The sequence below is a fragment of the Streptomyces griseus subsp. griseus genome, assembly GCF_003610995.1.
In the GTDB taxonomy this organism is placed as follows: Bacteria; Actinomycetota; Actinomycetes; order Streptomycetales; family Streptomycetaceae; genus Streptomyces.
Genome location: NZ_CP032543.1, coordinates 6440563 through 6467252 on the forward strand (window position 1 = coordinate 6440563; position 26690 = coordinate 6467252).

20 protein-coding genes and 1 pseudogene are annotated in these 26690 nt (G+C 71.6%); 5 read left to right on the forward strand and 16 right to left on the reverse strand.

Features of this window, described 5'->3' with window-relative positions; all coding sequences use genetic code 11:
- Window positions 1-3 precede the first annotated feature (3 nt).
- The 10 genes from D6270_RS28920 to D6270_RS28975 form a co-directional block, all read right to left on the reverse strand.
- Window positions 4-2157 (reverse strand): bifunctional serine/threonine-protein kinase/ABC transporter substrate-binding protein, encoded by a 2154-nt coding sequence (locus D6270_RS28920; RefSeq protein WP_109162750.1) that lies wholly within the window; start codon window positions 2155-2157, stop codon window positions 4-6.
- A gap of 68 nt (window positions 2158-2225) precedes the next feature.
- Entirely contained in the window at window positions 2226-3068 is an 843-nt protein-coding gene (locus tag D6270_RS28925) for a hypothetical protein (RefSeq protein ID WP_109162749.1), read from the reverse strand.
- 586 nt (window positions 3069-3654) lie between these two features.
- Window positions 3655-4515, reverse strand: coding sequence for a CDP-diacylglycerol--serine O-phosphatidyltransferase (gene pssA / locus D6270_RS28940; RefSeq protein WP_109162748.1), 861 nt, complete (start codon window positions 4513-4515; stop codon window positions 3655-3657).
- Window positions 4502-5149 (reverse strand): phosphatidylserine decarboxylase, encoded by a 648-nt coding sequence (locus tag D6270_RS28945; protein WP_093693814.1) that lies wholly within the window; start codon window positions 5147-5149, stop codon window positions 4502-4504. The genes pssA and D6270_RS28945 overlap by 14 nt, the downstream gene beginning before the upstream one ends.
- A gap of 180 nt (window positions 5150-5329) precedes the next feature.
- On the reverse strand, window positions 5330-6544 hold the full coding sequence (locus D6270_RS28950; RefSeq protein WP_109162747.1) for an acyl-CoA dehydrogenase family protein: 1215 nt from the start codon (window positions 6542-6544) through the stop codon (window positions 5330-5332).
- A gap of 47 nt (window positions 6545-6591) precedes the next feature.
- Window positions 6592-7095 carry a MaoC family dehydratase gene (locus tag D6270_RS28955; RefSeq protein WP_109162746.1) on the reverse strand — a complete coding sequence of 168 codons (504 nt, stop codon included), beginning with the start codon at window positions 7093-7095 and terminating at the stop codon, window positions 6592-6594.
- A 2-nt stretch (window positions 7096-7097) separates the two neighbouring features.
- Window positions 7098-8120: an HpcH/HpaI aldolase/citrate lyase family protein gene (locus D6270_RS28960; protein WP_225976980.1), complete on the reverse strand. Its 1023-nt coding sequence runs from the start codon at window positions 8118-8120 to the stop codon at window positions 7098-7100.
- A complete protein-coding gene (locus tag D6270_RS28965) occupies window positions 8117-10129 on the reverse strand; it encodes a protein meaA (RefSeq protein ID WP_109162745.1) in 2013 nt (670 codons plus the stop codon). The genes D6270_RS28960 and D6270_RS28965 overlap by 4 nt, the downstream gene beginning before the upstream one ends.
- A gap of 9 nt (window positions 10130-10138) precedes the next feature.
- On the reverse strand, window positions 10139-11476 hold the full coding sequence (ccrA, locus tag D6270_RS28970; protein ID WP_109162744.1) for a crotonyl-CoA carboxylase/reductase: 1338 nt from the start codon (window positions 11474-11476) through the stop codon (window positions 10139-10141).
- A 353-nt stretch (window positions 11477-11829) separates the two neighbouring features.
- Window positions 11830-12636 carry a GNAT family N-acetyltransferase gene (locus D6270_RS28975; protein ID WP_109162743.1) on the reverse strand — a complete coding sequence of 269 codons (807 nt, stop codon included), beginning with the start codon at window positions 12634-12636 and terminating at the stop codon, window positions 11830-11832.
- Between the two features lie 131 nt (window positions 12637-12767).
- Between D6270_RS28975 and D6270_RS28980 the strand changes: the two genes are divergently transcribed.
- The gene (locus D6270_RS28980) at window positions 12768-13526 is read left to right on the forward strand and encodes a restriction endonuclease (RefSeq protein ID WP_109162742.1); all 759 of its coding nucleotides are present in this window, start codon (window positions 12768-12770) and stop codon (window positions 13524-13526) included.
- Here the strand turns inward: D6270_RS28980 and D6270_RS28985 are convergent.
- Window positions 13513-14328, reverse strand: a complete 816-nt coding sequence (locus D6270_RS28985; protein ID WP_109162741.1) for a TetR family transcriptional regulator — start codon at window positions 14326-14328, stop codon at window positions 13513-13515. The two genes, D6270_RS28980 and D6270_RS28985, sit on opposite strands and share 14 nt — an antisense overlap.
- 91 nt (window positions 14329-14419) lie before the next feature.
- Window positions 14420-16201: a 3-hydroxyacyl-CoA dehydrogenase family protein gene (locus D6270_RS28990; RefSeq protein ID WP_109162740.1), complete on the reverse strand. Its 1782-nt coding sequence runs from the start codon at window positions 16199-16201 to the stop codon at window positions 14420-14422.
- A gap of 361 nt (window positions 16202-16562) precedes the next feature.
- Between D6270_RS28990 and D6270_RS28995 the strand changes: the two genes are divergently transcribed.
- On the forward strand, window positions 16563-17129 hold the full coding sequence (locus D6270_RS28995; RefSeq protein WP_376204320.1) for an adenylosuccinate lyase: 567 nt from the start codon (window positions 16563-16565) through the stop codon (window positions 17127-17129).
- Window positions 17130-17144: 15 nt separating this feature from the next.
- Here D6270_RS28995 and D6270_RS29000 read toward each other — a convergent pair whose 3' ends face one another.
- Both D6270_RS29000 and D6270_RS29005 read right to left on the reverse strand, forming a co-directional pair.
- On the reverse strand, window positions 17145-18740 hold the full coding sequence (locus D6270_RS29000; RefSeq protein WP_109162738.1) for an alpha/beta hydrolase: 1596 nt from the start codon (window positions 18738-18740) through the stop codon (window positions 17145-17147).
- A gap of 156 nt (window positions 18741-18896) precedes the next feature.
- The gene (locus D6270_RS29005; protein ID WP_109162737.1) at window positions 18897-19931 is read right to left on the reverse strand and encodes an Rv2578c family radical SAM protein; all 1035 of its coding nucleotides are present in this window, start codon (window positions 19929-19931) and stop codon (window positions 18897-18899) included.
- Window positions 19932-20080: 149 nt separating this feature from the next.
- On the opposite strand from D6270_RS29005, the gene D6270_RS29010 reads away from it, so the two are divergent.
- Together D6270_RS29010 and D6270_RS29015 are read left to right on the forward strand one after the other, a co-directional pair.
- On the forward strand, window positions 20081-20524 hold the full coding sequence (locus D6270_RS29010) for an SRPBCC family protein (protein WP_109162736.1): 444 nt from the start codon (window positions 20081-20083) through the stop codon (window positions 20522-20524).
- Window positions 20525-20744: 220 nt separating this feature from the next.
- The gene (locus D6270_RS29015; RefSeq protein ID WP_109162735.1) at window positions 20745-23165 is read left to right on the forward strand and encodes an MFS transporter; all 2421 of its coding nucleotides are present in this window, start codon (window positions 20745-20747) and stop codon (window positions 23163-23165) included.
- A 50-nt stretch (window positions 23166-23215) separates the two neighbouring features.
- Here D6270_RS29015 and D6270_RS29020 read toward each other — a convergent pair whose 3' ends face one another.
- Window positions 23216-24127 (reverse strand): LysR family transcriptional regulator, encoded by a 912-nt coding sequence (locus D6270_RS29020; RefSeq protein WP_109162734.1) that lies wholly within the window; start codon window positions 24125-24127, stop codon window positions 23216-23218.
- A gap of 112 nt (window positions 24128-24239) precedes the next feature.
- On the opposite strand from D6270_RS29020, the pseudogene D6270_RS29025 reads away from it, so the two are divergent.
- Window positions 24240-25219: pseudogene (locus D6270_RS29025) on the forward strand (aldo/keto reductase).
- Window positions 25220-25225: 6 nt separating this feature from the next.
- On the opposite strand, the gene D6270_RS29030 reads toward D6270_RS29025, so the two are convergent.
- Entirely contained in the window at window positions 25226-26653 is a 1428-nt protein-coding gene (locus D6270_RS29030; protein ID WP_109167233.1) for a DUF6351 family protein, read from the reverse strand.
- Window positions 26654-26690 lie beyond the last annotated feature (37 nt).

Consider the following 26690-nt stretch of genomic DNA (forward strand, 5'->3'; position numbering starts at 1 on the left):
TGATCAGACCTCGCGCCCGTCCATTCCGAGGTACCGGAAACGCCCGCGCTCCACGCGGTAGATGAAGACCCCGGTGCCCGTGTACATCCCGTTGGCGGCCTCGAACGCATAGCTCTTGGACACGCCCTTGTACCGCGTCGACCGCAGCACGGGCAGCATGTCCTGCCGTGTCACGCTCTCCCGGCCCAGCCCCTCCGCGCAGGCCGCGATCAGCCCGACCGCGTCGTAGGCCTCGGCGGCCAGCAGCGGCGGCTCACCGTCGAAGCGCTCGCGGTACGCGGCGGCGAAGGCGCGCACGGAAGGCACGGAGGCGGGGTCGGCGGCCGTCGACACGACCAGCCACCCCGCCGCGTCCTCGCCCGCCTCCGCCAGGAACCGGGGATCGTGCACGGCCTGGGTTCCGATCCGCGGCCCCCGGAACCCCGCCTTCGCCAGCGCCCGCGCCAACCGGCCGGCATCCCGCCATCCGCCCCCGTACACCACCGCGTCCGGCTTCTTCGCGACGATCCGCTCCGCCTCGGCGTCCAGGTCACGGGTGCCCTCCCGGACCGTCTCCGCGAGGACCGTCCGGCCGTTGCCCCGCAGCCCCGCGTCCAGGAACCGCGTGGTCTGGCGGCCGTACTCCGTCCCGTCGTCCACCAGCGCCACGGTGTCCAGTCCGTTCGCGCCCAGGAACTGCGCCACCGGCAGCATCTGCATGTCGTTGCGCGGCCGGGCGCAGAGGAAGACGCGGTTGAGGTTCCGCGTGTCCCCGTCGACCACGCTCAGCAGCGGCAAGGCCGCCTCGTCGTACGCCACCAGCGCCTCGCGCGCCGCGTCCGCGCCGGTCGCCCCGATCGCCGCCACCAGCAGCGGGTCCTCGGCGAACCTCCGTACCGCCGCCTTCGCCCGCGCCTCCTCGCCGCCGTCGTCGGCCGCGACCAGACGCAGCGTGAACGGCGCGTCCTTACGGGCGTTGTGCTCCGCGACCGCCAGCAGCGCCGCCCGCTCCTGGCCCGTGCCGATGGCCGCCGAGGGGCCGCTGAGGTCGGCCTGGAGTCCGATGCGCAGCTCGGGCCGGGCGGCGGCCTTGTCGCCTTCCCCTTCGCCGCCCGGGTCCTTCTCGTCCCCGAACGCCGTGGCGAGCCAGGCGGTGGTGCCGCCCGCCGCCGCGAGGACCGCGCCCCCGGTGACGTAGGCGAGGAACCGCCGCCGCCCGGGGACCGGCACGGCCGTGGTGTCCCGGCTCCCGGCGCCCGTCGCCACCGTGGAACCGACGTCCAGGCTGGTCGCCTCGATGTCGGGCAGGGCCAGCATCCGCGCCGACCGCTCGGCGATCAGATGGGTCACCGGGCCGGGCAGCCAGCTGCCGCCCGACGCGTCCTCGGCGAACGCCCGCCGGATGTCCCCGGAGGTCGGCCGCCCCTCCGGCTCCTTCGACAGGCACCCCTCCACCACGGGCCGCAGTCCGGACGGCAGCGCGCCCAGATCCGCCGGGTCGTGCACCGTACGGAAGAGCATCGCCTCGACCGGGCCGCTGCCGAACGGGCGCCCGCCGGTCGCCGCGTACACCAGGACACAGCCCAGCGAGAAGATGTCGCTCGGCGGGCCGATCCGTCGCCCCTGCGCCTGCTCCGGCGAGAGGAAGCCGGGCGAGCCGACGATCGCGTCCGTCGCCGTGAGGACCGTGTCGTCCAGGGCCCGCGCGATCCCGAAGTCGATCAGCCGGGGGCCGTCGAGACCCAGCAGGACGTTCCCGGGTTTCACATCGCGGTGGACGAGCCCCGCCCCGTGGACGGCCTCCAGCGCCTCCGCCAGCATCGACCCCAGCGCCCGGACACTGCGCTCGGGCAGCGGCGCCCCGCTGCCCACGGCCTCGCTCAGCGCCGGCCCCGGCACGAACTCGGTGGCCAGCCACGGCGCCGCCGCCTCGGTGTCGGCGTCGACCACCGGCACCGCCCACCGGTTGCGCACCTGCCGGGCGATCGCCACCTCGCGCCGGAACCGGGTGCGGAACCCGGCGTCGTCCGCGTACTCGGCCCGGATCAGCTTGATGGCCACCAGCGCGCCGCCGGGCGACCGCCCCAGCAGCACCACGCCCATGCCCCCGGCGCCGAGCCGGCCGAGGATGCGGTACCCGGCGATCCGCGCCGGGTCCGTGGAACGGAGCGGTTCCATCAGCGGTTACATCCCTGAATCGTGTCGTGCGCCCGAGGACGCTCTCGCCAACAGGACCGGTTCTACGGTCACTTCAGTTCCAACTCGACGCGGTAGAGCACCTTGGCGCCGCCCTCGGCGGCGATCCGCAGCAGGTCGGTGGTCTCGTACCCCTTGGCGCCCTTGACCGAGACCGCCGTTGTGACCGGGCCGATCCGGGACTTGGACCAGACGTAGTCCTGCGTCCCGCCCGAGCCGGGACCGGTGTACCCCCCGGCCTCGAAGAGCGAGGCGTCCGCGTTGCGCACGTCCTTCTGGTCGAACTGGAGCGACATCAGTCCGCTCAGCCGCTGCCCGCCGCCCAGCTCCTGCGACGGGCAGCGGAAGCTCTCCTGGACGGTGTCCTTGATCTCCCGGTCGGCGCCCTCCACGGTCTTGTGCACCGTGACGGTCACCGACCCCCGGACCCGCCCCTTGCCGTCCTTCGCCGGGACGTCGAGGCGCCGGGTGAAGGAGTCCAGCACGCCGCCGGGCAGCGCGCTCCGGCTCCAGACACAGGAATCGGCCAGTACGGTCCAGGTCCCGGCGGTCTCGTACGGCGTGCCGCGCACCATGCCCGACGTCCAGTCGGCCTCCCCGAGCGCGGCATTACGCGTCAGCTTGCGGGCCTCGGCCGCCGTCCTCGGGACCCGGGCCGGGTCCGGGGTGAACTCGTAGGCGCTCGGCAGCGCGCCCGGCTCCTTGGTCTCCGCGGGCTTCTTCGGCTCAGGCGTCCCGGACGGGTCCACCGGCTCCCCGGCCTGCCGCACGGAGTTCGACGGCTTCGGATCCTCCCCGGCCTTCGTCCCCGCGTTCCCGCACCCCGCCAGCAGGGCCCCCGTCGCCGCGACCGCCACCACACGTGCCCCGTTGCGCCTGTACTTCGTCATCATCGGACCCCCGTCGTCCCCCTGCCCCGCGCCCCGCCCGAGTCGTCGGTGCGTCGGGTGCGAGGTGATTCTAGAAGCCCGGCGCGCCGGTTTGACGGAGAGGCGGTACTCATGCGGCTGCCGGAACTTCTCAGCCACCGGGAGGGGTTCACCTCTGGTGCGGAGGTGCGGGCCGTGGTATGTACCGCCGCCAGCGGGCCCCTCGTGGCTGAAATCAGGCCATGGCGGGCGGTCGGAACCCCCGTACAGCAGGGGTGGAGGCCAAGCCCGCCTTCGTCACCGTCCACGGCGGGCTCCCGCCGCCGGGTGCCACCCGGCTCCTGGTGGGACTGCGTCTGCGGCTCCACCACCGCAGCCGAGGCCCGCCGGGGCCGCGGCACCGAGGACGCCCGCGCCCAACGCGGCCTCGCCGAAGCCGGCGCCCCGCACCCGGCCACGGCGACTTCCTCGCCCGCTCCGGCCCCCTGCGCGCCGAGCTGATCCGGAGCCTGGAACCCCGCGACACCGCCTGACGCGAGTGCCCCGGAACGCACGAAGGCCCGGATGCCGGGGAGCATCCGGGCCTTCGCCCCGTTCTCTGTCCCTGCCGCTACGGGTGCTGCGCCGCCCGCGCCTCGCGCCGGTTGTCACGGAACGTGTTCACCCGTCGCGCCGTGGCGAAGAGCGGGATCACCGCACCGAGGACGACCTGGAGCGCACAGCCGGTCTGGAGCAGCAGCTGACCGCCCGGCGCGTCGAACGCCCACGCCGCGAGCAGCCCCATCGCACCGACGATCCAGCTGAGCATCGCCACCGCGAGGATGCCCCGCGGCTTCGGGTACTCGACCCGGCTCACCATCAGCCACGCCACTCCGATGATCGCGAGCAGCGTCGGGACGAAGGGCAGCTCCAGGAGCACGATCGAGACGACCGTCAGCGCTCCGAAGGGGCTCGGCATGCCCTGGAACATGCCGTCCTTCAAGGTCACACAGGAGAATCTCGCCAGCCTGAGCACCACCGCCAGCAGCACGACGATCGCCGCCAGTGCCGACACCCGCTGATGGGCGTCGTCCGCGACCATCCCGTACACGAGCACGAAGTAGGCCGGGGCGAGCCCGAAGCTGATGAGGTCGGAGAGGTTGTCCAGCTCGGCCCCCATCGGCGAGGAGCGCAGCTTGCGTGCCACGAGCCCGTCGAAGAGGTCGAAGATCGCCGCCATCAGCATGAGGATCACGGCGGTGGCCGCCGAGTGGCGGGCCATCCCCGTCTCCTCGCTGCCCGTGAGGTGCGGGATGAGGATTCCGGTGGTGGTGAAGTACACCGCCATGAATCCGCACGTGGCGTTACCGAGGGTGAGCGTGTCCGCTATCGACAGCCGCATCGACAGCGGCATGTCCTCCGCGTCCGTGTCGCTCGCCTCGTCGGCCTCGGGAACCCAGTCGGCCTGGGTATCGGGATCAACTACGGTCAATTCGAGTCACCCCCGCGGTAGTGGCCTGGCCGACCTCGACCGCGACATCGATACCTTCCGGAAGGTAGATGTCCACGCGCGAGCCGAAGCGGATCAGGCCGATGCGCTCGCCCTGCTCCACCTTCGTGCCCTGCGGGAGGTACGGCACGATCCGACGGGCGACCGCTCCCGCGATCTGCACCATCTCGATGTCGCCGAGCTCGGTGTCGAAGTGCCAGACAACGCGCTCGTTGTTCTCGCTCTCCTTGTTGAACGCCGGAACGAAGCCGCCCGGGATGTGCTCGACCGACGTCACGGTGCCCGCCAGCGGCGCGCGGTTGACGTGGACGTTGAGCGGGCTCATGAAGATCGCGACCCGGGTACGCCCGTCCTTCCACGGCATGATGCTCTGCACCACACCGTCGGCCGGGGAGATGACCCGGCCCTCGGCGATCTCGCGCTCGGGGTCACGGAAGAACCACAGCATGCCCGCCGCGAGCGCGGTGGTGGGCACGGCCACTGCCGCCCAGCGCCCGGACTTGCGGGCGCGGGCGAGGCTGAGGGCCGCGGTGGCGACGGTCGGAAGGAGCCACGGCGATGCTCCGCGTGCGATGCGGACCCCGCCGCGGTTTGCGGAGGTAGGGCTGTCGGGCATGAATGACCTTCGTAGCGGATGATGCCGCGCTGGCAACGGGGGACGGCGGCTTTCCGAAGATGCTATCGGTTGCCGGGCGCAACTGGGCAAGCCAGCAGCCGAGTCGGACTGTCGTACGGTCCCCGCCGGGGGTGACCCGGTGTGATGTTCTTCGCCACCAAATCACCTCGAAAGGGACAATCAGCCCTGGAATCGGTACTCCTCCAGGAGGCGCCGGCCAATGATCATTTTCTGGATCTCGGCGGTACCTTCACCGATCAGCAGCATCGGGGCCTCGCGGTAGAGGCGCTCGATCTCGTACTCCTTGGAGAAGCCGTAGCCGCCGTGGATACGGAAGGCGTCCTCGACGACTTCCTTGCAGTACTCGGAGGCGAGGTACTTCGCCATCCCTGCCTCCAGGTCGTTCCGTTCCCCGGAGTCCTTTTTGCGTGCCGCGTTCACCATCATCGCATGGGCGGCCTCGACCTTGGTGGCCATTTCGGCCAATTTGAACTGGATCGCCTGGTGCTGGGCGATCGGTTTGCCGAAGGTGTGGCGCTGCTGGGCGTATGAAACGCCCAGCTCGAATGCACGTTGTGCGACGCCGCAACCACGCGCGGCGACATTTACCCGGCCGACCTCGACACCGTCCATCATTTGGTAAAACCCTCGGCCGGTCGTGCCCCCGAGGACTCGATTGGCCGGAATGCGCAGGTCGTCCATGATGAGCTCGGTCGTGTCGACGCCCTTGTACCCCATCTTGTCGATCTTCCCGGGGATGGTCAGGCCGGGCCGGACCTCTCCGAAGCCGGCTTCCTTCTCGATCAGGAAGGTCGTCATCGACTTGTGGGGCGCGGTGGCTGTTTCTTCGCTGGAGTGGCCTTCGTCACTTCGGCAGAGAACAGCCACCAGAGTCGAGGTTCCGCCGTTCGTCAGCCACATCTTCTGGCCGTTGAGGACGTACTCGTCGCCGTCCCTGACGCCCTTCGACGTGATCGCCGAGACGTCCGAGCCGAGCGCCGGCTCCGACATCGAGAAGGCGCCCCGCACCTCACCGAGCGCCATGCGCGGCAGGAACGTGTCCTTCTGCTCCTGGGTGCCGTGCTGCTTGAGCATGTAGGCCACGATGAAATGCGTGTTGATGATCCCGGACACGCTCATCCAGCCGCGCGCGATCTCCTCCACACAGAGCGCATAGGTGAGCAGCGACTCACCCAGACCCCCGTACTCCTCGGGGATCATCAGCCCGAACAGGCCGAGTTCCTTGAGCCCCTCCACGATTTCCGTGGGGTACTCGTCGCGGTGCTCCAGCTGGGTCGCGACCGGAATGATCTCCTTGTCGACGAAATCCCGGACCGTGGAGAGGATTTCCCGCTGGATGTCGTTCAGGCCGGCTGTCTGGGCGAGTCGCGTCATGGCTGCTTCTCCTGTGGCTTCACGCGGTTTTTGGTGGGACGACGCGCCTAGTTGGCAGGCGTGGGGCGGCCGGGCTGCTCGCCGCCCCGCTCCTTGACGTACGTCTCGGTGGGGACCATCACCTTGCGGCGGAACACGCAGACCACGGTGCCGTCCTGCTTGTAGCCCCTGGTCTCCACGTAGACGATCCCGCGGTCGTTCTTGGACCTCGACGGGGTCTTGTCCAGCACGGTCGTCTCGCCGTAGATCGTGTCGCCGTGGAAGGTCGGCGCGATGTGCTTCAGCGATTCGACCTCCAGGTTGGCGATGGCCTTCCCGGAGACGTCCGGCACCGACATGCCGAGGAGCAGCGAGTAGATGTAGTTGCCGACGACGACGTTCCTCCCGAAGTCGGTCGTACTCTCGGCGTAGTTGCTGTCCATGTGGAGCGGGTGGTGATTCATGGTCAGCAGACAGAAGAGGTGGTCGTCGTATTCCGTGACCGTCTTTCCGGGCCAGTGCTTGTATACGGCACCGACCTCGAACTCCTCAAATGTGCGTCCGAACTGCATGATCAGGCCTCCGGGGCTTCGAACTTGGAGGTGCGCCGCATTCCGGCGGCCCGGCCCTTGCCCGCGATGACCAGGGCCATCTTGCGGCTGGCCTCGTCGATCATCTCGTCGCCGAGCATCGCCGAGCCCTTCTTGCCGCCCTCCTCGGAGGTGCACCAGTCGTAGGCGTCGAGGATCAGCTCGGCGTGGTCGTAGTCCTCCTGCGAGGGCGAGAACACCTCGTTGGCCGCGTCGACCTGGCCGGGGTGCAGCACCCACTTGCCGTCGAAGCCGAGGGCGGCGGCCCGGCCGGCCACCTCGCGGTAGGCGTCCACGTCACGGATCTGGAGGAACGGGCCGTCCACCGCCTGGAGATCGTGGGTGCGGGCCGCCATCAGGATGCGCATCAGGATGTAGTGGTACGCGTCCGCCGGGTAACCGGGCGGCTGCTGGCCGACGACCAGGGTCTTCATGTTGATCGACGCCATGAAGTCGGCCGGGCCGAAGATCAGCGTCTCCAGCCGGGGCGAGGCGGCGGCGATGTCGTCGATGTTCACCAGGCCCTTGGCGTTCTCGATCTGCGCCTCGATGCCGATCCTCCCGACCTCGAAGCCCATCGTCTTCTCGATCTGGGTCAGCAGCAGGTCCAGCGCCACGACCTGCTGGGCGTCCTGGACCTTCGGCAGCATGATGCAGTCGAGGTTGGGCCCCGAGCCCTCGACGACCGTGATGACGTCCCGGTACGTCCAGTGCGTCGTCCAGTCGTTGACCCGCACGACCCGGGTCTTGCCGCTCCAGTCACCGTTGTTCAGCGCGTCCACGATGGTGTGACGGGCGCCCTCCTTGGCCAGCGGCGCGCAGGCGTCCTCCAGGTCCAGGAAGACCTGGTCGGCCGGGAGGCCCTGGGCCTTCTCCAGGAAGCGCGGGTTGGAGCCCGGCACGGCCAGACACGAACGCCGCGGGCGCAGGCGGTTGACCGGTGAACGCGCGGCGGAGCCGCTCTCTGCCGGGGCGGTGGTGGGCGACGGGTGGGCGGGCGTGGTCATGCGGAGACCTCCAGAGGGTCGAGCTTGTTCGCTTTCCGGATCTCGTCGACGATACGGCCGATGATCTCCGTGATGCCGAAGTCCTTCGGGGTGAAGACGGCGGCCACACCGGCTCCGATGAGCGCGGCGGCGTCGCCCGGCGGGATGATGCCGCCCGCGATCACCGGGATGTCCGGCGCCCCGGCCTCGCGTAGCCGGTGCAGCACATCGGGGACCAGCTCCGCGTGCGAGCCGGAGAGGATGGAGAGCCCCACGCAGTGCACGTCCTCGGCGAGCGCCGCGTCGGTGATCTGCTCCGGGGTCAGCCGGATCCCCTGGTAGACCACCTCGAACCCGGCGTCCCGCGCCCGTACGGCGATCTGCTCGGCCCCGTTGGAGTGCCCGTCCAGGCCCGGCTTGCCGACCAGCAGGCGCAGCCGTCCCACGCCCAGGTCGGCGGCGGTGCGGGTGACCTTCTCGCGGACCAGTGAGAGCGTGCTGCCCGGCTCGGCGGTGACCGCGACCGGGGCCGAGGAGACCCCGGTGGGCGCGCGGAACTCGCCGAAGACGTCCCGCAGCGCCCAGGACCACTCGCCGGTGGTGACGCCCGCGCGGGCGCACTCGACGGTGGCTTCCATCATGTTCTCGGTGCCCGCGGCGGCCTTCTTCAGCGCGGCCAGCGCCTCGGTCGCCCGGGCCTCGTCGCGGTTGTCCCGCCACTCGTGGAGGGCGGCGACGACCCGGGCCTCGTTCTCGGGGTCGACGGTCATGATCGCGCCGTCGAGGTCGGAGGTGAGCGGGTTGGGCTCGGTCGTCTCGTAGATGTTGACGCCGACGATCTTCTCCTCGCCACCCTCGATCCTCGCCCGCCGCGCCGCGTGCGAGGAGACCAGCTCCGACTTGAGGTATCCGGACTCGACGGCCGCCATCGCGCCGCCCATCTGCTGGATCCGGTCCATCTCCGCCAGCGACTCCTCGACCAGCGAGTCGACCTTGGCCTCGATGACATGCGAACCGGCGAAGATGTCCTCGTACTCCAGCAGATCGCTCTCGTGCGCCAGCACCTGCTGGATCCGCAGGGACCACTGCTGGTCCCAGGGGCGGGGCAGGCCCAGCGCCTCGTTCCAGGCCGGGAGCTGTACGGCACGGGCGCGGGCGTCCTTGGAGAGGGTGACGGCCAGCATCTCCAGGACGATGCGCTGGACGTTGTTCTCCGGCTGCGCCTCGGTCAGGCCGAGGGAGTTGACCTGGACGCCGTAGCGGAAGCGCCGCTGCTTGGGGTCGGTGATGCCGTACCGCTCCCGGGTGACGCGGTCCCAGATGCGGCCGAAGGCGCGCATCTTGCACATCTCCTCGATGAAGCGGACGCCGGCGTTCACGAAGAACGAGATCCGGGCGACCACATCGCCGAACTTCCCCTGCTCCACCTGTCCCGAGTCGCGGACCGCGTCGAGGACCGCGATGGCGGTCGACATGGCGTACGCGATCTCCTGGACCGGGGTGGCCCCCGCCTCCTGGAGGTGGTAGCTGCAGATGTTGATCGGGTTCCACCTGGGGATGCGGTTGACCGTGTACGTGATCATGTCGGTGGTCAGCCGCAGCGAGGGCACCGGCGGGAAGACGTGCGTCCCGCGCGAGAGGTACTCCTTCACGATGTCGTTCTGCGTGGTCCCCTGGAGCCTGGTGGGGTCGGCCCCCTGCTCCTCCGCGACCACCTGGTAGAGCGCCAGCAGCCACATGGCGGTCGCGTTGATCGTCATCGAGGTGTTCATCTGCTCCAGGGGGATGTCCTGGAACAGCCGGCGCATGTCTCCGAGGTGCGAGACGGGAACACCGACGCGGCCCACCTCGCCGCGGGCGAGAATGTGGTCCGGGTCGTATCCGGTCTGCGTCGGCAGATCGAAGGCGACCGAGAGACCGGTCTGGCCCTTGGCGAGGTTGCGGCGGTACAGCTCGTTGGACGCCTCGGCGGTCGAGTGACCGGCGTACGTCCGCATGAGCCAGGGCCGGTCCTTCTGACGTTCGGTCATGGGAGAACCTCAGACGTTGCGGAAGCGGTTGATGGCGTCGATGTGCTGCTCGCGCATGTCCTGGTCGCGCACGCCCAGACCCTCGCGGGGGGCCAGTGCCAGGACGCCGACTTTGCCCTGGTGGGCGTTGCGGTGGACGTCGTGGGCGGCCTGGCCGGTCTCCTCCAGGGTGTACGTCTTGGAGAGCGTCGGGTGGATCTTGCCCTTGGCGATGAGGCGGTTGGCCTCCCAGGCCTCGCGGTAGTTGGCGAAGTGGGAGCCGATGATCCGCTTGAGCGACATCCACAGGTAGCGGTTGTCGTACTCGTGCATGTAACCCGAGGTGGAGGCGCAGGTGGTGATGGTGCCGCCCTTGCGGGTGACGTAGACCGAGGCGCCGAAGGTCTCGCGGCCCGGGTGCTCGAAGACGATGTCGATGTCCTCGCCGCCGGTGAACTCGCGGATGCGCTTGCCGAAGCGCTTCCACTCCTTCGGGTCCTGGGTGCGCTCGTCCTTCCAGAACTTGTAGCCTTCCGCGTTGCGGTCGATGACCGCCTCCGCGCCCATCGCCCGGCAGATGTCGGCCTTCTCCGGGGAGGAGACGACACAGACCGGGTTGGCGCCGCCGGCCAGCGCGAACTGGGTGGCGTACGAGCCGAGTCCGCCGCTGGCGCCCCAGATCAGCACGTTGTCCCCCTGCTTCATGCCGGCGCCGTTGCGCGAGACGAGCTGGCGGTACGCGGTGGAGTTGACCAGGCCGGGAGAGGCGGCCTCCTCCCAGCTGAGGTGCTTGGGCTTCGGCATCAGCTGGTTGGACTTGACGAGCGCGATCTCCGCCAGGCCGCCGAAGTTGGTCTCGAAGCCCCAGATGCGCTGCTCGGGGTCGAGCATCGTGTCGTTGTGGCCGTCGGAGGACTCCAGCTCCACGGAGAGGCAGTGCGCGACGACCTCGTCGCCCGGGTTCCAGGCGTTCACGCCGGGGCCGGTGCGCAGGACGACGCCCGCCAGGTCGGAGCCGATGACGTGGTAGGGCAGGTCGTGGCGCTTGGTGAGCTCGCTGAGCCGCCCGTACCGCTCCAGGAAGCCGAAGGTGGACACCGGCTCGAAGATGGAGGTCCAGACGGAGTTGTAATTCACCGAGCTGGCCATCACGGCGACGAGGGCCTCGCCGGGGCCGAGTTCGGGGACCGGGACCTCGTCCAGGTGGAGCGACTTGCGGGGGTCCTTGTCACGGGAGTCGAGGCCCGCGAACATCTCCGCCTCGTCCTTGTGCACGGTGATCGCGCGGTAGGACTCGGGGAGGGACAGGGCCGCGAAGTCCGCGGCGGTGCTGTCCTGCGATTGGATCGCGTCCAGGATTTCCTTCACGGTGTTGCCTCCGGTGATGCGGCGTCGAGGGAACGCTTGAGGGGCCCTGCTGGCAGGGGGCGGTGCGGTGTGGAGGTGTTGCCGTCGGTTCGGCGGGTGGGGCTTCGGCTTTGCTCGGTGGAGCAGAAGGGTGCCTGTGACGCAGGCGTCCGGGCGCGCAGCGCGGTGGTTGCGGGGACAGCCGGCGTACGTGAGATCCCAGCACGCCGGCCGCCCGGACACCTTCAACGTATGGCACTCCGTGACACCTGACAAGGCACCCAGTGCCAACAATTTCTCTCACTTGTCATCTCGTAGGCACGCATGAGCAACACGATGGGCGTTACGAGACGTTCTGTCCTGCTGGCATGCGGTTACCGCACCGGTCGGTACACATACGGCGTCGTCGTCCCCAGCTCCGTGAAGCCGATCCGGCCCAGGATCGGCGCGGACATGTCGGTCGCGTCGACCTGGAGGTGGCGGTAGCCGCGCTCGGCGGCGATCCGGGCCCGGTAGGCCACCAGCGCCCGGTAGACGCCCTTCCCGCGCCAGGCAGCCACCGTCCCGCCGCCCCAGAGCCCGGCGAAGCCCGTACCCGGGTACAGCTCCATCCGCCCGGAGCAGACCGGCTCCCCGCCGGTGTCCACCGCCATCACCGCCACGAAGTCCTCAGGAGCCTCCTCCAGCCGCCGCACCACCTGGTGGAGCAGCCGGGTCCCGTCCGTCCCGAACGCCCGCTCGTGGGCCCTGGCCATCAGCTCCGCCCCCGCCGCGTCGGTCACCGGCCGCAGGGTCACCCCCTCGGGCAGTTCGACCGGCCCGGCCATCAGCTCCGCGGGCGCCACGAGCAGCGTCTCCGGCTCCTCCGGCACGAATCCGCCGGCCCGCAGCCGGTCGCCCAGGTCGGCGGGGGAGTCATGGGCGTACAGCTTCCACTCGAAATCCGGCAGGCCGAGCGCCGTGCAGTGCGCGATCTGGTCGGCGATCGCCGCGTCCGCCCCCGCCGCGTCCAGCTCCGGGTCGGACCACACCACGCCGTTCCAGTCGTCGGGGCCGCCCACCTGGCGTACGACGGGCCCGACGCGCTCCACGCGTACGCCGGGCCCGTCCGGACGGGCGTGCTCCCGCATCTGGCGGTCGAACAGGTCACGAGTCTCGATGGCGTTGTCACTTGATCGCATCCGCGCACCTCAGCACAGCGGCAACCGGTGAACCAGCCGTTTTCGGCCCGCGCGCGTCGAAGGACCGGCGCGGGGCAGACGTGCGGAACCAAGTGATCTTGAAGTAATCGTAGGACAGGGGTGGGACACCGATGGCGATACCGGTCCGCAGAGGGAGCATGGGCAAGCGCCGGGGTCCCTTCGACATCCGCCGCACCACCTTCGGCTTCGCCCTGGTCGCGCTCATCCTCGCGAGCGGCGGCATGGCGCTGCGGGCCGCCTGGCAGAGCGCCGGCCGCCATCCGGTCGTCACCGGGCTGGTGATCGCCCTGCTCATCCCGGTTGCCCTCCAGGTGCTGCGCCGCCGCAGGGCCCGGCGGATCGCCCGGACCGTCACGGAGACCGCGTACGGAATCGTCGACGCCGGAATCGCGGAGCTGGACGCCGCCGAGGCCGCCCGCGCGCAGGCTCTCCCCGAACCCGCCCACCCGGTCGACTACGCGCAGCTGGACCCGTACGCCTTCGAGGAGGCCGTGGCCGAACTCTGCCGGCGCGACGGCTGCGCGGACGCCGAGGTGGTGGGCGGCGCCGGAGACCTGGGCGCCGATGTGCTGGCCACCACCCCGGACGGCCGCCGCCTGGTCGTCCAGTGCAAGCGGTACGGGCCCGGTAACCGGGCCGGGTCCCAGGACCTCCAGCGCTTCGGCGGCACCTGCTACGCGGTCCACGAGGCGGACATCGCGCTCGTCGTGAGCACCGGCGGCTTCACCGAACCCGCGCTCGACTACGCCGAGCAGTGCGCCATCCTCTGCTACGGCCCCGAGGAGCTGGCCGCCTGGAGCGAGGGCGGCGCACCGCCGCCGTGGGCCGTCCCCGCCGAGGAGCCGGCCCCCGGGCTCAGCGCTCCTTGAGCGCCTGCTGGATCGTCCGCATGACCTCGTCCAGCGGGGCGTCCGTACGCGCCACGGCGACGAGCACCTCGCCCTCGGCCGCCACCGTCGCCGCCGGGGCCCTGGCGGGCTCGGCCTGGGCGGTCCGGCCGGCCCCGATGCCGGTGCCGAAGGTGTCCCGCACGATGGCGAACGCCCGGTCCAGCTGGGCCTCCACATCGCCCTGGCCACCCGCCCGCAGCCAGCGGCGCAGCACGTGGTTGTGCGCGGTGACCACGGCGGACGCGGCCACCTCCGCCAGCAGGGGGTCGTCGTTGCCCACGTGGTGGTCGCGCTCGTCGAAGTGGCCCAGCAGATAGCGGGTGAACAGCCGCTCGTAGCGGGCCACCGACGCGATCTCGGCCTCCCGGAGGGTCGGTACCTCGCGGGTCAGTTTGTAGCGGGCCACGGAGACGGCGGGCTTGGCCGCGTACATCTTCATGACTTCCTTGATGCCGCGGCAGACCGTGTCGAGGGGGTGCTCGTGCGCGGGGGCGGCGTTCAGGACGGCCTCGGCCCTGACGAGGGTGTCGTCGTGGTCCGGGAAGATGGCCTCTTCCTTGGAGCGGAAGTGGCGGAAGAAGGTCCGCCGGGCCACGCCCGCGGCGCCCGCGATCTCGTCGACGGTCGTCGCCTCGTACCCCTTCGTGGCGAAGAGCTCCATCGCGGCTGCGGCCAGCTCGCGGCGCATCTTGAGCCGTTGGGCCGCGGCGCGCGTTCCCGCGGCGGTCTCCGGGGCGTCGGGCGCGGCGGTGGCACGGGGTGACTTGGCGGGCTGGGACATGGCATGAACGTAACGCATCGGTGCAGGGGAGCGCGCCTTCGGGGGCGGGCCGCCGGAGGGTCCCAGCAGCCCGCCCCACCCGGCTCCCGGATCAGCGACGGGCATATTCGCGGAAGCCACGGCCCGTCTTGCGGCCGAGGCAGCCCGCGGCCACCAGGTGCTCCAGCAGCGGCGCCGGGGCGAGCCCCGGGTCACGGAACTCCTTGTGGAGCACCTTCTCGATCGCGAGGGAGACGTCCAGCCCCACGACGTCCAGCAGTTCGAACGGGCCCATCGGGTAGCCGCCGCCCAGCTTCATGGCCGCGTCGATGTCGTCCAGCGAGGCGTAGTGCTCCTCGACCATCTTGATCGCGTTGTTGAGGTACGGGAACAGCAGCGCGTTCACGATGAACCCGGCCCGGTCCCCGCAGTCCACCGGGTGCTTGCGGATCTTCGCGCAGACCGCGCGGACCGTGGCGTGGACATCGTCGGCGGTCAGGACCGTACGGACGACCTCGACCAGCTTCATCGCGGGCGCCGGGTTGAAGAAGTGCATCCCGATGACGTCCTCGGGCCGGGCGGTGGCCCGGGCGACGGCGATGACGGGAAGGGAGGAGGTGGTGGTGGCGAGGACCGCGCCCGGGCGGCAGACCTTGTCCAGGGTGGCGAAGAGCTGCTGCTTGATCTCCAGGTCCTCGGCGACCGCCTCGACGGCGAGGTCGACCTCCGCGAACGCGTCCAGCGACCCGGCGGCCGTGATCCGGCCGAGCGTCTCGTCCCGCGCCTCGGCGGTGAGCCGCCCCTTGCCGACCGAACGCTCCAGTGACGTGGCGATCCGGGCCTTGGCGAGATCCGCCTTCTCCTGGCCGCGCGCCGCCAGGACCACGGTGTACCCGGCCTTGGCGAAGACCTCGGCGATCCCGGAGGCCATGGTTCCGGAGCCGGCGACGCCGACGGAGGCGACGGAGTGCCCGTCACCGGCCGCCGCCTCGGCGGAAGGGGTCAGGGCGTCCGGCACGACACTCTGGCCGCCCGGGGCGTCGTACGTGTAGAAGCCGCGTCCCGCCTTGCGCCCGGTCAGCCCCGCCTCGCTGAGCTGGCCGAGGACGGGGGCGGGGGCGTGGAGGCGGTCGTGGGAGGCGGAGTACATGGCCTCCAGGACGGTCCGGGCGGTGTCGATGCCGATCAGGTCCAGCAGGGCGAGCGGGCCCATCGGCAGCCCGCAGCCCAGCTTCATCGCCGCGTCGATGTCCTCGCGGGACGCGTAGTTCGCCTCGTACATCGCGGCGGCCTGGTTCAGATAGCCGAAGAGCAGCCCGTCCGCGACGAACCCGGGCCGGTCGCCGACCGCGACGGGCTCCTTGCCCAGCTCCCGGGCCAGCCTGGTGACGGCCTCGACGGCGGGCGGCGCGGTGAGCACCGAGGAGACCACCTCGACCAGCTTCATCGCGGGCGCCGGGTTGAAGAAGTGCAGGCCGAGCACGCGCTCGGGCCGCTGCGACTCGGCGGCGAGCCGGGTCACCGACAGGGCGTTCGTGCCGGTGGCGAGGATCGCGGTGGGGGAGACGACGGCGTCCAGCTCCCGGAACACCTGCTGCTTGATCTCGTACGTCTCCGGCACGACCTCGATGACCAGCTCGGCCTCGGCGGCGGCCGCGAGGGCGTCGGAGGTACGGAACCGGGCCAGTGCGCCGGCCCGCTCCCGCTCGGTGATCCGCCCGCGCCCGACGGCCCGGGCGGTGGAGGCTTCGAGGGAGGCGACGGCCTGCCGGGCGGCCGCCTCGTCGATGTCGATACCGATGACCTCGCGGCCCGCGAGAGCCAGGACCTCGGCGATGCCGGTGCCCATGGTGCCGAGGCCGACGACGGCAATGGTGGAGAGCGGGGTGTCCATCACGGGACTCCAGGGTGAGTGACGACTGTGGAGAGCAGGCGGCGCGCGGCGATGAGGGAGCGGCGCGGGTGCATGCGCGGATGCGTGTCGTGAAGCGCGGTGGCGGGGCGCTGGAAGCACGCCCGGCCGGAAGGGTGACGGACTCTGTCCCGGAGTCGCGTCGCACGGGAACTGCCGAACCGACAAGCACTCTGGGTGGCTGCGTCACCAGGCCACCGGAGTCGCGGGGAGTGTGTTCCCGCTCAGATGAGATTAACCGGCGAGTAACGAGCGCGCCACCCCTGGGTCTCTGTGTGCTGGACCACATCGGCTCCTCCGGCCCCGTCCCCCACGCAGCGTGTTCATCGATACGCTGAGCGTCATGGATGAGGAACTCCGTTCGCTCCTGGACCGGTTACGGGACGAGGCGGCCGGCTCCGCCGCGTACGACCTGCTCGTGGCGACCGACGACAACGAGGTGCTGGCCCGGGTCCTGGTGGAGCCCGGGCGCCCGCTGTGGGCCCGTGAGATCGCCGCGTTCCGGCTCGGCTGCGCGGGCGACCGGCGGGCCTTCGAGGCGCTGGTGCTCCTGCTCAACCACCGCGACCCCGAGCGCTGTGTCTCCGCCTGCCACGCCCTGGCCGAGCTGAACGACCCCCGCACGTCCAGGGCCGCCGCCGCGCTCGCCACCAACGCGCTGCGCACCGCGTACGCCGTGCACCCGGTGCGCCTGCTCACCATCCTGCGGACCCCGGAAGCGGTGCCCGCCCTGGTCGCCACCCTCCACCGCCTGCTGGCCCCGGGGGAGCCGCACTGGAGGGTGGCGCTCGCCTGTGTGGAGGGCCTCGGTCAGCTCGGCGACCGGCGGGCCCGCTCCGTCCTCACCGCGGCCCTTCCGCACCCGCGCCTGGGGACGGCGGCCGAGAAGGCGCTGGGGAGGCTGCGGTAAGGGGGCGGCGTGCGGTCAGTGGCGCGGCCCCAGCAGCCCGTGCAGGCGGCTGCCCGCGCTGTTGTCCACCGACTGGGCCGCCGCCTTCGCGGCCGGCAGCGGCTTCGGCTCCGGGAGCGCCGCGCAGACCGCGTCCGCCTCACCCTCGCCCCGGCCGCGCGGGACGGTCCCGTCGGTCAGATAGGCCGTCAGGTGCTTGTCCAGGCAGGCGTTGCCGCTGAGCGTGATGCCGTGGTTGCCGCCGCCCTCCTCCACCACGAAGCTGGAGCCCTTCAGCTTGCGGTGCATGGAGACCGCGCCCGCGTACGGGGTCGCCGCGTCGTCGGTGGCCTGGAGGATCAGGGTCGCCGGGAGGCGGTGGTTGGTGACCTGGACCGGGGCGAGCGGAGCCACCGGCCAGCTCGCGCACGGCGCGTTGTACCAGGTGTTGTTCCAGGCCATGAAGGGCGCCTTGTCGTGGATGCGGCGCGTGTCGTTGCGCCAGTCGCTCCAGTGCCGGGGCCAGCCGGCGTCGCGGCACTGGACGGCGGTGTAGACGGAGTAGCTGTTCCCGCCGCCCGGGCCGGTGGCACCGAAGTTCTCGTACGCCGTCACCAGCGCCTCGGTGTCCTGGCCGTTCACGTACGCGGCGAACGCCTCGGCGAGGTAGGGCCAGTAGCCGTTGTAGTACCCGCCGGGCAGGAACGTGTCCTCCAGCTCGCTCGCCCCGACCCTGCCGCCCGCGGGCTCTGCCGCGACGGCCGCCCGCATCCGGTACCAGGCGGCCTCGACCCCGGCCGGATCGGTGCCGAGCCCGTACACCGCGTCGTGCTTCGCCACCCAGGCCGCGAACGCCTTGTGGCGGTCGTCGAAGGCGTAGTCCTGGTTGAGGTTGCCCTCGTACCAGACGTCGTCCGGCCCGACCACCGAGTCCAGGACCAGCCGCCGCACCCGCTCCGGGTGCAGCTTCGCGTAGACCGCGCCCAGGTAGGTGCCGTAAGAGTAACCGAAGTAGTTGATCTGCTCCGAGCCCAGCGCCCGGCGGATCACATCGAGGTCCTTCGCGGCGCTGACGGTGTCCATGTAGGGCAGCACATCGCCGTGCTTCTCGCCGCAGGCGCGCGCGAAGGCGGCGGCCCGGTCGCGGTTGATCCGCTCGTCCCGGTAGGAGGCGGGCACCGAGTCCGGGCGCACCGGGTCGGAGTGGCCGGGCAGACAGTTCAGCTTCGGGGTGCTCTTCCCGACCCCGCGGGGGTCGAACCCGATCACGTCGTACTGCGACGCCACCTTCTTCGGCAGCGCCGAGGCCACGAACCCGGCCATCGACAGACCGCTGCCGCCCGGCCCGCCCGGGTTGACCAGCAGCGGGCCCTGGAAGGTCTTCGCGGTGTGCGGGATGCGGGACAGGGCGAGGGTGACCCGGCGGCCCGCGGGGTCGGCGTGGTCCAGCGGGGCGTCGACCTTGGCGCACTGGAGCGTCGGATGGTTCTCCGTCGGACAGTCGGTCCACGCCAGCTCCGGGGCGGGCGGTGTGCCCGTCCCGGAGGACGCTGCGGCCGGGGCCGGAGCGCCGGCCAGCAGACCGGCGACCGTCGCACCGGCGGCGACCAGAATTCCTGCACGTTTCGTCATGGGGCCTCCCGAGGCGGAGGGGACACGCCGGCGGTCGGCCGGTCCCCGCCGCATGGTCCCCGAGATCCACGGGTCCGGGGCCGATTCCGCGCGGAGTTGACCCGTACGGTCACGCGATCGGGTCTGCGGGAGGCTCATAGGGGCGTGTGCGCGGCCTCAGAGCAGGGTGAGCTGGGTGGGTCCCGGCTCCGGCTCCTCCGGTGTCCGGACCGGGGTGATCCGGCGGGCCTCGCCCCGGTGCGCCGGGCCGATCCCGAACTCGTCCGCCAGCTCGTGCACCTGACGGGTGATCCGGCGCTGGTACCAGGTGGGGGCGTACGCGCCGTCCGCGTACATCCGCTCGTACCTCGGCACCAGATGCGGATGGTGGAGCCCGAGCCACCGCAGGTACCACTCGCGCGCGCCGGAGCGCAGATGCAGCACCAGCGGGGTCACCGAGGTCGCCCCGGCCGCCGCGATGGCGGAGACGGTGGCGCGCAGCTGCTCCGGACTGTCGCCGAGGAAGGGGATCACCGGCGCCATCAGGACCGAGCAGCCGATCCCGCTCTCGGTGAGCGCGTGGACGACGTCGAGGCGGCGGCCGGGAGAGGGGGTGCCGGGTTCGACCGTCCGCCACAGCTCGCGGTCGGTGAAGCCGACGGAGACCGAGACGCCGACCTCGGTGACCTCGGCGGCCTGCCGCAGCAGCTCCAGGTCCCGCAGGATCAGCGTGCCCTTCGTGAGGATCGAGAAGGGGTTAGCCCGGTCGCGCAGGGCGGTGATGATGCCCGGCATGAGCCGGTACCGTCCCTCCGCCCGCTGGTAGCAGTCGACGTTGGTGCCCATCGCGATGTGCTCGCCCTGCCAGTGCCGGGAGGCCAGCTCCCGCTGGAGCAGCTCGGCGGCGTTGGTCTTGACGACGATCTGGGAGTCGAACCCGATGCCGGTGTCCAGGTCCAGATAGCTGTGCGTCTTACGGGCGAAGCAGTACACACAGGCGTGCGAGCAGCCCCGGTAGGGGTTCACCGTCCATTCGAACGGCATCCGTGAGGCCCCGGGCACCCGGTTCAGGATCGAACGGGCCCGGATCTCATGGAACGTGATGCCCCGGAATTCCGGGGTGTCGAAGGTGCGCGTGGTCACCGCGTCCGCGGCGAAGAGCGCGCTGTTGCCGGTCATGGAGCGGTTTTCGACCAGATTGTCCCAGCGCATGGACGCCTCCTCGGTAGCACTGGCCACAGAATAGAACACTTGTTCCCTTGATCGTGCGAGCCGTACCACCGGCCCCGATTTTGAACGGGGCACCCGAGGTGGTTGGCTCAGCTCACCCCCCGGAATCACGGACTGCTGGAGGAACACCCATGGCGCAGGTCGAGGCCACCACGGAGCGGATCATCGCGGCGGACGCAGAGGCGGTGTTCGACGCCCTGGCCGACTACAAGGACGTCCGCGGCAAGGTGCTGACCCCGCACTTCAGCGAGTACGAGGTCCGGGAGGGCGGTGACGGCGAGGGCACTCTCGTCCACTGGAAGCTCCAGGCGACCAGCAAGCGGGTCCGCGACTGCCTGCTGGAGGTCACCGAGCCGACCGACGGCCAACTCGTCGAGAAGGACCGCAACTCCTCCATGGTCACCACCTGGACCGTCACCCCGGCCGGTGAGGGGAAGTCCAAGGCCGTCGTCACCACCGTCTGGGACGGCGCCGGCGGCATCGGCGGCTTCTTCGAGCGGACCTTCGCCCCCAAGGGCCTCGGCCGGATCTACGACGAGCTGCTCCAGAACCTCGCCACCGAGGTCGAGAAGTAGGTCCCGCATGTACGCCGGGCCCTCGAACGGCCCGGCTCCCGCAGGTCGGCCGGCCTCACCGGAACGGGTGGTTTTCCGGGGTGGCCGGTTGTGCGCCGTAGTGGCTCCCACCGGCGCATAAGCCCTTCGTACGCGCCCTGCGCGCCCCTCATCCCGTTTGCCCTGCCTTGCCCCGCGATGCGAGAAAGGGCGGCGCAGATGCGACGAAGGGGAGCGTTACGTGGTGGGCGGTATCACGCTGGTGAAGGACGGGCCCGACGGCGCTGCCGCTCCCCTGGAGGAGCCGCCACCGCCACCTGCCGGTCCCGGCCCGCTCCCGGCGGCCGAGGAGACCGGCCCCCGTCAGGTCCGCATGGTCTTCCTCGGGCTGATGCTCACCCTGCTGCTCGCGGCTCTCGACCAGATGATCGTCGCGACCGCCCTGCCGAGGATCGTCGGTGAGCTGCACGGCCTGGAGAAGATGTCCTGGGCGGTCACCGCCTACCTCCTCGCCTCCACCATCGTCCTGCCGCTCTACGGCAAGCTCGGCGACCTCTTCGGCCGCAAGGGCGTCTTCCAGTTCGCGATCGTCGTCTTCGTCATCGGTTCCGCCCTGGCCGGCTGGTCGCGGACCATGGACGAGCTGATCGCCTTCCGCGCCCTCCAGGGCATCGGCGGCGGCGGTCTCATGATCGGCGTCCAGGCGATCATCGCGGACATCGTCCCGCCCCGGGAGCGCGGCCGCTACATGGGCCTGATCGGCGCGGTCTTCGGCCTCGCCTCGGTCGCCGGACCGCTGCTCGGCGGCTTCTTCACCGACCACGCCTCCTGGCGCTGGTGCTTCTACATCAACGTGCCGTTCGGACTGGTCACCTTCGCCGTGATCGCCGTCGTGCTGAAGCTCCCCAGGCCCGCCGTACGTCCCCGACTCGACGTCCTGGGAGCGGTGCTGCTGGCTGCCGCCTCCACCTGCCTGGTCCTGGTGACCAGTTGGGGCGGAACGGAGTACGCCTGGGGCTCGCGCACCATCCTGGGCCTGTCGGCGGGGGCCGTCGTCACGACGCTCCTCTTCGTCGCGGTGGAGCACCGCGCGGCCGAACCGATCATCCCGCTGCGGCTGTTCCGCGACTCCGTCTTCAACATCACCGGCCTGATCGGCGCGGTCGTCGGCGTCGCGCTCTTCGGCGCCGCCAGCTATCTGCCGACCTACCTCCAGATGGTGGACGGGGCCAGCGCCACCGAGTCCGGACTGCTGATGCTCCCGATGATGCTCGGCATCGTCGGCGGCTCCATCGTCTCCGGCCAGCTCATCACCCGTACCGGCCGCTACCGCGTCTACCCCATCGTCGGCAGCGCCGTCTCCGTCGTCGGCATGTGGCTGCTCTCGGGGCTGGAACGGGGCACCTCCCGGCTGGAGTACAGCCTCTGGCAGGCCGTCCTCGGTACCGGCATCGGGCTGGTCATGTCGGTCCTGGTCCTCGCCGTGCAGAACTCCGTACGCCCCGCCGACCTCGGCACCGCCACCAGCGCCAACAACTACTTCCGGCAGATCGGCGGCAGCGTCGGCGCCGCCATCTTCGGCACGCTGTTCGCCGGGCGGCTCTCCGACGCCCTCGGCCTCCGCCTGCCCACCGGCGTGGAGCTGCCCGCGCCCGAGTCGATCACCCCGCAGATCGTCCACGCGATGGAGCCCGCGCTGCGCGACGCCTACATCCAGGCATACGTCGACGCGATGCCCCGCATCTTCCTCTACCTCGTGCCGGTGCTCGTCCTCGGCCTGATCCTCGCCTTCTTCCTCAAGGAGAAACCGCTGGTGTCCCACCACAGCCCCGAAGCGGCCACCGAGCCCTCGCCGATCCCCGCCGCCCGCACCGACTCCGGCCGGAGCACCGGTGGCCATCTCCCGGGCGTGCCCGTCAGCGGCAGCGTCCAGCACCCGGACGGTACGAAGGTGGACCGGGCCGCCCTCACGCTCATCGACGTCCAGGGGCAGCAGATCGGGCGCGGGGCCAGCGGCGCGGACGGCCGGTACGCGCTGAGCGTGCCGGGCGCCGGATCGTACGTCCTCATCGCCGCGGCCGGGGGCCATCAGCCGCAGGCCGTCAGCGTCACCGTGGGCGACCGTCCCGTGGAGCTGGACGTGGTCCTCGGCGGCGCCGGACGGCTCGCGGGGTCCGTCCTGACGGCCGACGGTGTGCCGGTCCGGGACGCGGCCGTCACCCTCACCGACGTACGCGGCGAGGTCGTCGCCTCCACCCGCACCGGGCGCGAGGGCGGCTACGTCATCACCGAGCTGGTCGCGGGCGAGTACACCCTCGCCGCCAGCGCTCCCGCCTACCGCCCCGCCGCCCTCCCGGTCAGCGTCCAGGCGGCCCGCGAGACCCGGCAGGACATCGAGCTGGCGGGCGGTGCCGTGCTGCGCGGCGTGGTCCGGGCCACCGGCGGCCGGCCGGTGGAGGACGCCCGGGTCACGCTGCTGGACGCGGCGGGCAACGTGGTGGACACGCTCACCACGGGCGCCGACGGCTCGTTCCGGTTCGTGGACCTGTCCTCCGGCGAGTACACGGTGATCGCCGCCGGATACCCGCCGGTCGCCACGGTGCTCCAGGTGGCGGGCGGCGGCCGCACGGAACGGGACCTCCAGCTGGGCCACGAGGACTGAGGCGTACGGGGTGGGCCGACCCTTCGAGCCCGGTGCGGGCCTCCGAGGCCTCAGCCCACCCCCGCCTCCCGCACCGCGTCCTCCCGCACCAGCCGCATCAGCGCCCGCGCCCCCGGGCTCAGGCTCCGCACCGCCGGAAGCACCACCACGCTCTCGTACACGGCCTGCCGCCCGCCCGCGGGCGCCACCTCCACCGCGAGCAGCCGGGCCGCCTCCGGCTTGCGGGAGAAGTGGTGCGGCACCACCGCGATCCCCAGCCCCTCCTGCACCAGCTCCAGCAGGCTGTGCACGTCGTTGACCTCCAGGCCCACCGTCCGCCGGACCCCCGCCGCCGCGAACGCCTCGTCCGCCGCCCGCCGAGGCCCCCAGTCCGGGTGGAAGTCGATGAACGACTCACCCGGCAGCTCCTCCCACGCCACCTCGCCCCGCCCGGCGAACCGGTGCCCCGCCGCACACAGCACCACCATCGGCTCCCGCGCCAGTGGCATCAGCTCCCCGCGCCACTCCGCCGGGCTGACGGTGGCGGCGAACGCCAGGTCCAGCCGCCCGCCCGCCACCCCGTCCAGCAGACTGCTCGTCCCCTCCTGGCGCAGCCGCAGCTCCAGCTGCGGGTGCTCCCGGTGGAACGCGGCCAGCAGCCGGGCCGGGCTCACCCCCGCCACGCACTGTTCGACGCCCACCGTCAACGTCCCGCGCAGCAGCCCCCGCACGGCATCGACCGCGTCCCGCGCCGCCCGCGCCCCCGCCAGCGTGCGCTCCGCCTCCACCAGCAGCGCCCGCCCCGCCTCGGTGAGCCGGACCGTCCGCGTGGTGCGGGAGAACAGCGGGGTCCGCAGCTCCTGCTCCAGGGCCCGTACGGAGGCGGAGAGGCCGGACTGGGAGACGGCGAGGCGCTCGGCGGCGCGGGTGAAGTGCTGCTCCTCGGCGACGGCGACGAAGTGCTCCAGCTGACGCAGTTCCATGATTGAGGACTGTAGGTGATGAATCCGAGCGGAATCTCCTGTTGGACTGCTGGATCCATCTACGGAAGCCTGGGCGCCGTCCCTCCGTCCCTCTCCCCGCGGAGCCTTTCGTATGTACCTGCCGTCCGCCGACCGCTACTCCGCCATGCCCTACCGCCGCACCGGCCGCAGCGGCCTCCTGCTGCCCGCGCTCTCCCTCGGCCTCTGGCACAACTTCGGCGGCGACCGCACCCCCGAGACGCAGGGCGCCATCCTGCGCCGCGCGTTCGACCTGGGCATCACCCACTTCGACCTGGCCAACAACTACGGCCCGCCGCCCGGCTCCGCCGAACTCACCCTGGGCCGCGCCCTCGCCACCGACTTCGCCCACCTCCGGGACGAGCTGGTCATCTCCACCAAGGCCGGCTACGACATGTGGGACGGCCCGTACGGGGAGTGGGGCTCGCGGAAGTACCTGCGCGCCTCCCAGAGCCTGAAGCGCCTGGGCGTCGAGTACGTCGACATCTTCTACTCCCACCGCCCCGACCCCGACACCCCGCTCGAAGAGACGATGGGCGCCCTCGACAGCGCCGTACGCCAGGGCAAGGCCCTCTACGCCGGCCTCTCCAACTACTCCGCCGAGCAGACCCGTGAGGCCGCCGCGATCCTCCAGGACCTCGGCACGCCCCTGCTCATCCACCAGCCCCGCTACTCGATGCTGGACCGCCGCCCGAGGACGGGCTGCTCACCGCACTGGACGAGCTGGGCGTCGGCTCCATCGCCTACTCCCCGCTGGAGCAGGGCCTCCTCACCGACCGCTATCTGGACGGCGTCCCGGCCGGTTCCCGGGCGGCGGGCGACAGCCCCTTCCTGACGTCCGACGCCCGCACGCCCCAGCTGGTGGAGCGGCTGCGCGCCCTGGACGCGGTGGCCGAGGAGCGCGGCCAGTCCCTCGCCCAGCTGGCCCTGGCGTGGGTGCTGCGCGGCGGCCGCCTCACCTCGGCCGTGGTCGGGGCGAGCAGCGTCACCCAGCTGGAGAACAGCGTGGCGGCCGTCGCGAACCTGGAGTTCACGGCGGACGAGCTGGAGCGGATCGAGGAACTGCTCCGCTGAGGGGGCTCAGGGGGCGATGCCCACCCCTTCGATCCGGCTCCACGCCCGCTCCTGCCCGGCGGACATGGCGGGCCAGTGGTGCCCGCCCGGCCGGGGCAGGACCCGGGAGGCGTACGGGGCCGGGTGGAACGCCGGGTCGTAGAAGCAGCCCGTGCCGTACGTCCGGTCGAAGGCGGCGCACGAGGCGGCCAGCGAGCGCGGGGTGGGCCTGCTCCCGGTGCGCGCCCAGCGGTCCAGGGCGGCGACGGAGTTCGCGTACTCGGCGTCGCTCAGCCCGCTGTGCTCGCTCTCGCGGGTGAAGCTCTGGACGAGGTGGTGGGCCCGGCCCGCGCCCTGGAGCGTGGAGCGGTAGGCCGCCTCGTGCTCCACGAAGGCCGTCGGGTCGTCGATCGCGTGCAGGGTGAGGACCGGCAGGGAGACCCGGCCGGTGAGGTCGCTGTCCCAGGAGAGATCCCGGCGCGCGGCGGGGTCGGCCGCGAACCGCTCCACGCCCGCGTTCAGCGCCCGGTCGTCGTGCGAACCGGCGTACCTCACACCCTGGTTGGAGAAGGGGTTACGGCCGCCGAGCCGGGTCGAGACGATGTCCCGGAACGTGAACGTCGCGAACCGCAGATGCGACTCCAGGGAGCGCTCCGGGATGCCGGTCACGCCGAGGATGTCGTCCAGGTTGCGCTGCTGGAGCGCGGTCCGCTCCGCCGGGTCCGCGTCGAACCCGGTGCACTCCCGCAGCCGGGCACGCAGCCCGGAGGCCGTCATCGTGGAGTCCGGGCGGAGCCCCTGCCACAGGGGGTACTGCGGCTCGGTGGGGCGCGGGTGGTTGCCGCAGTAGTACTGGTGGACGACACGGAGGTCGACCCGGTGGTCGTAGCCGCGCGAGCCGCCCGCCAGCACGCCGTTGGTCAGCAGCACACCGTCGTACGCCCCCGGCTTCCGCCCGTACGTCTCCGCCACCTTCGCCGCCACGTCGCCGCCCCAGGACTGGCCGTGCACGAAGGTCCGCCCCGGCTTCCCGAACCGGTCCACGAACACCCGTCGCACACTCTCGGTGTCGGCGGCCGCCATCCGCGTGCCGTAGCCGCCGCGCCGGTAGGAGGAGCCGGCCCAGGCGTACCCCTCCTTCACCATGACGGCCCAGCGTGCCAGGTCTTCGGTGGAGCGGGACGGGTCGGAGGCCTCGCCCAGGTCGGGGCCGCCGTGGGCGTGCACGACCAGGGAGCCGTTCCAGCGGGTGGGGACGGCGATGGCGTAGTGCGCCCCGTTGGCGTCCTGCCCGGTGTAGCAACGTGCCTGACCGGCCAGGACGGACGGGCAGTCGGCGGGGGCGGGAGCGGCCGTCTCCGCCCCCGCCGACTGGGCGTGACCGGCCATGCCGATGAACGCCGTGGCGAGGAGGGCCGCCAGCACGGCGGTCCGGCGCCGGCCTCGGCGGTACATCGGGGCGGAGCGGACGGGGACGTGGGGGGTGGTGGTG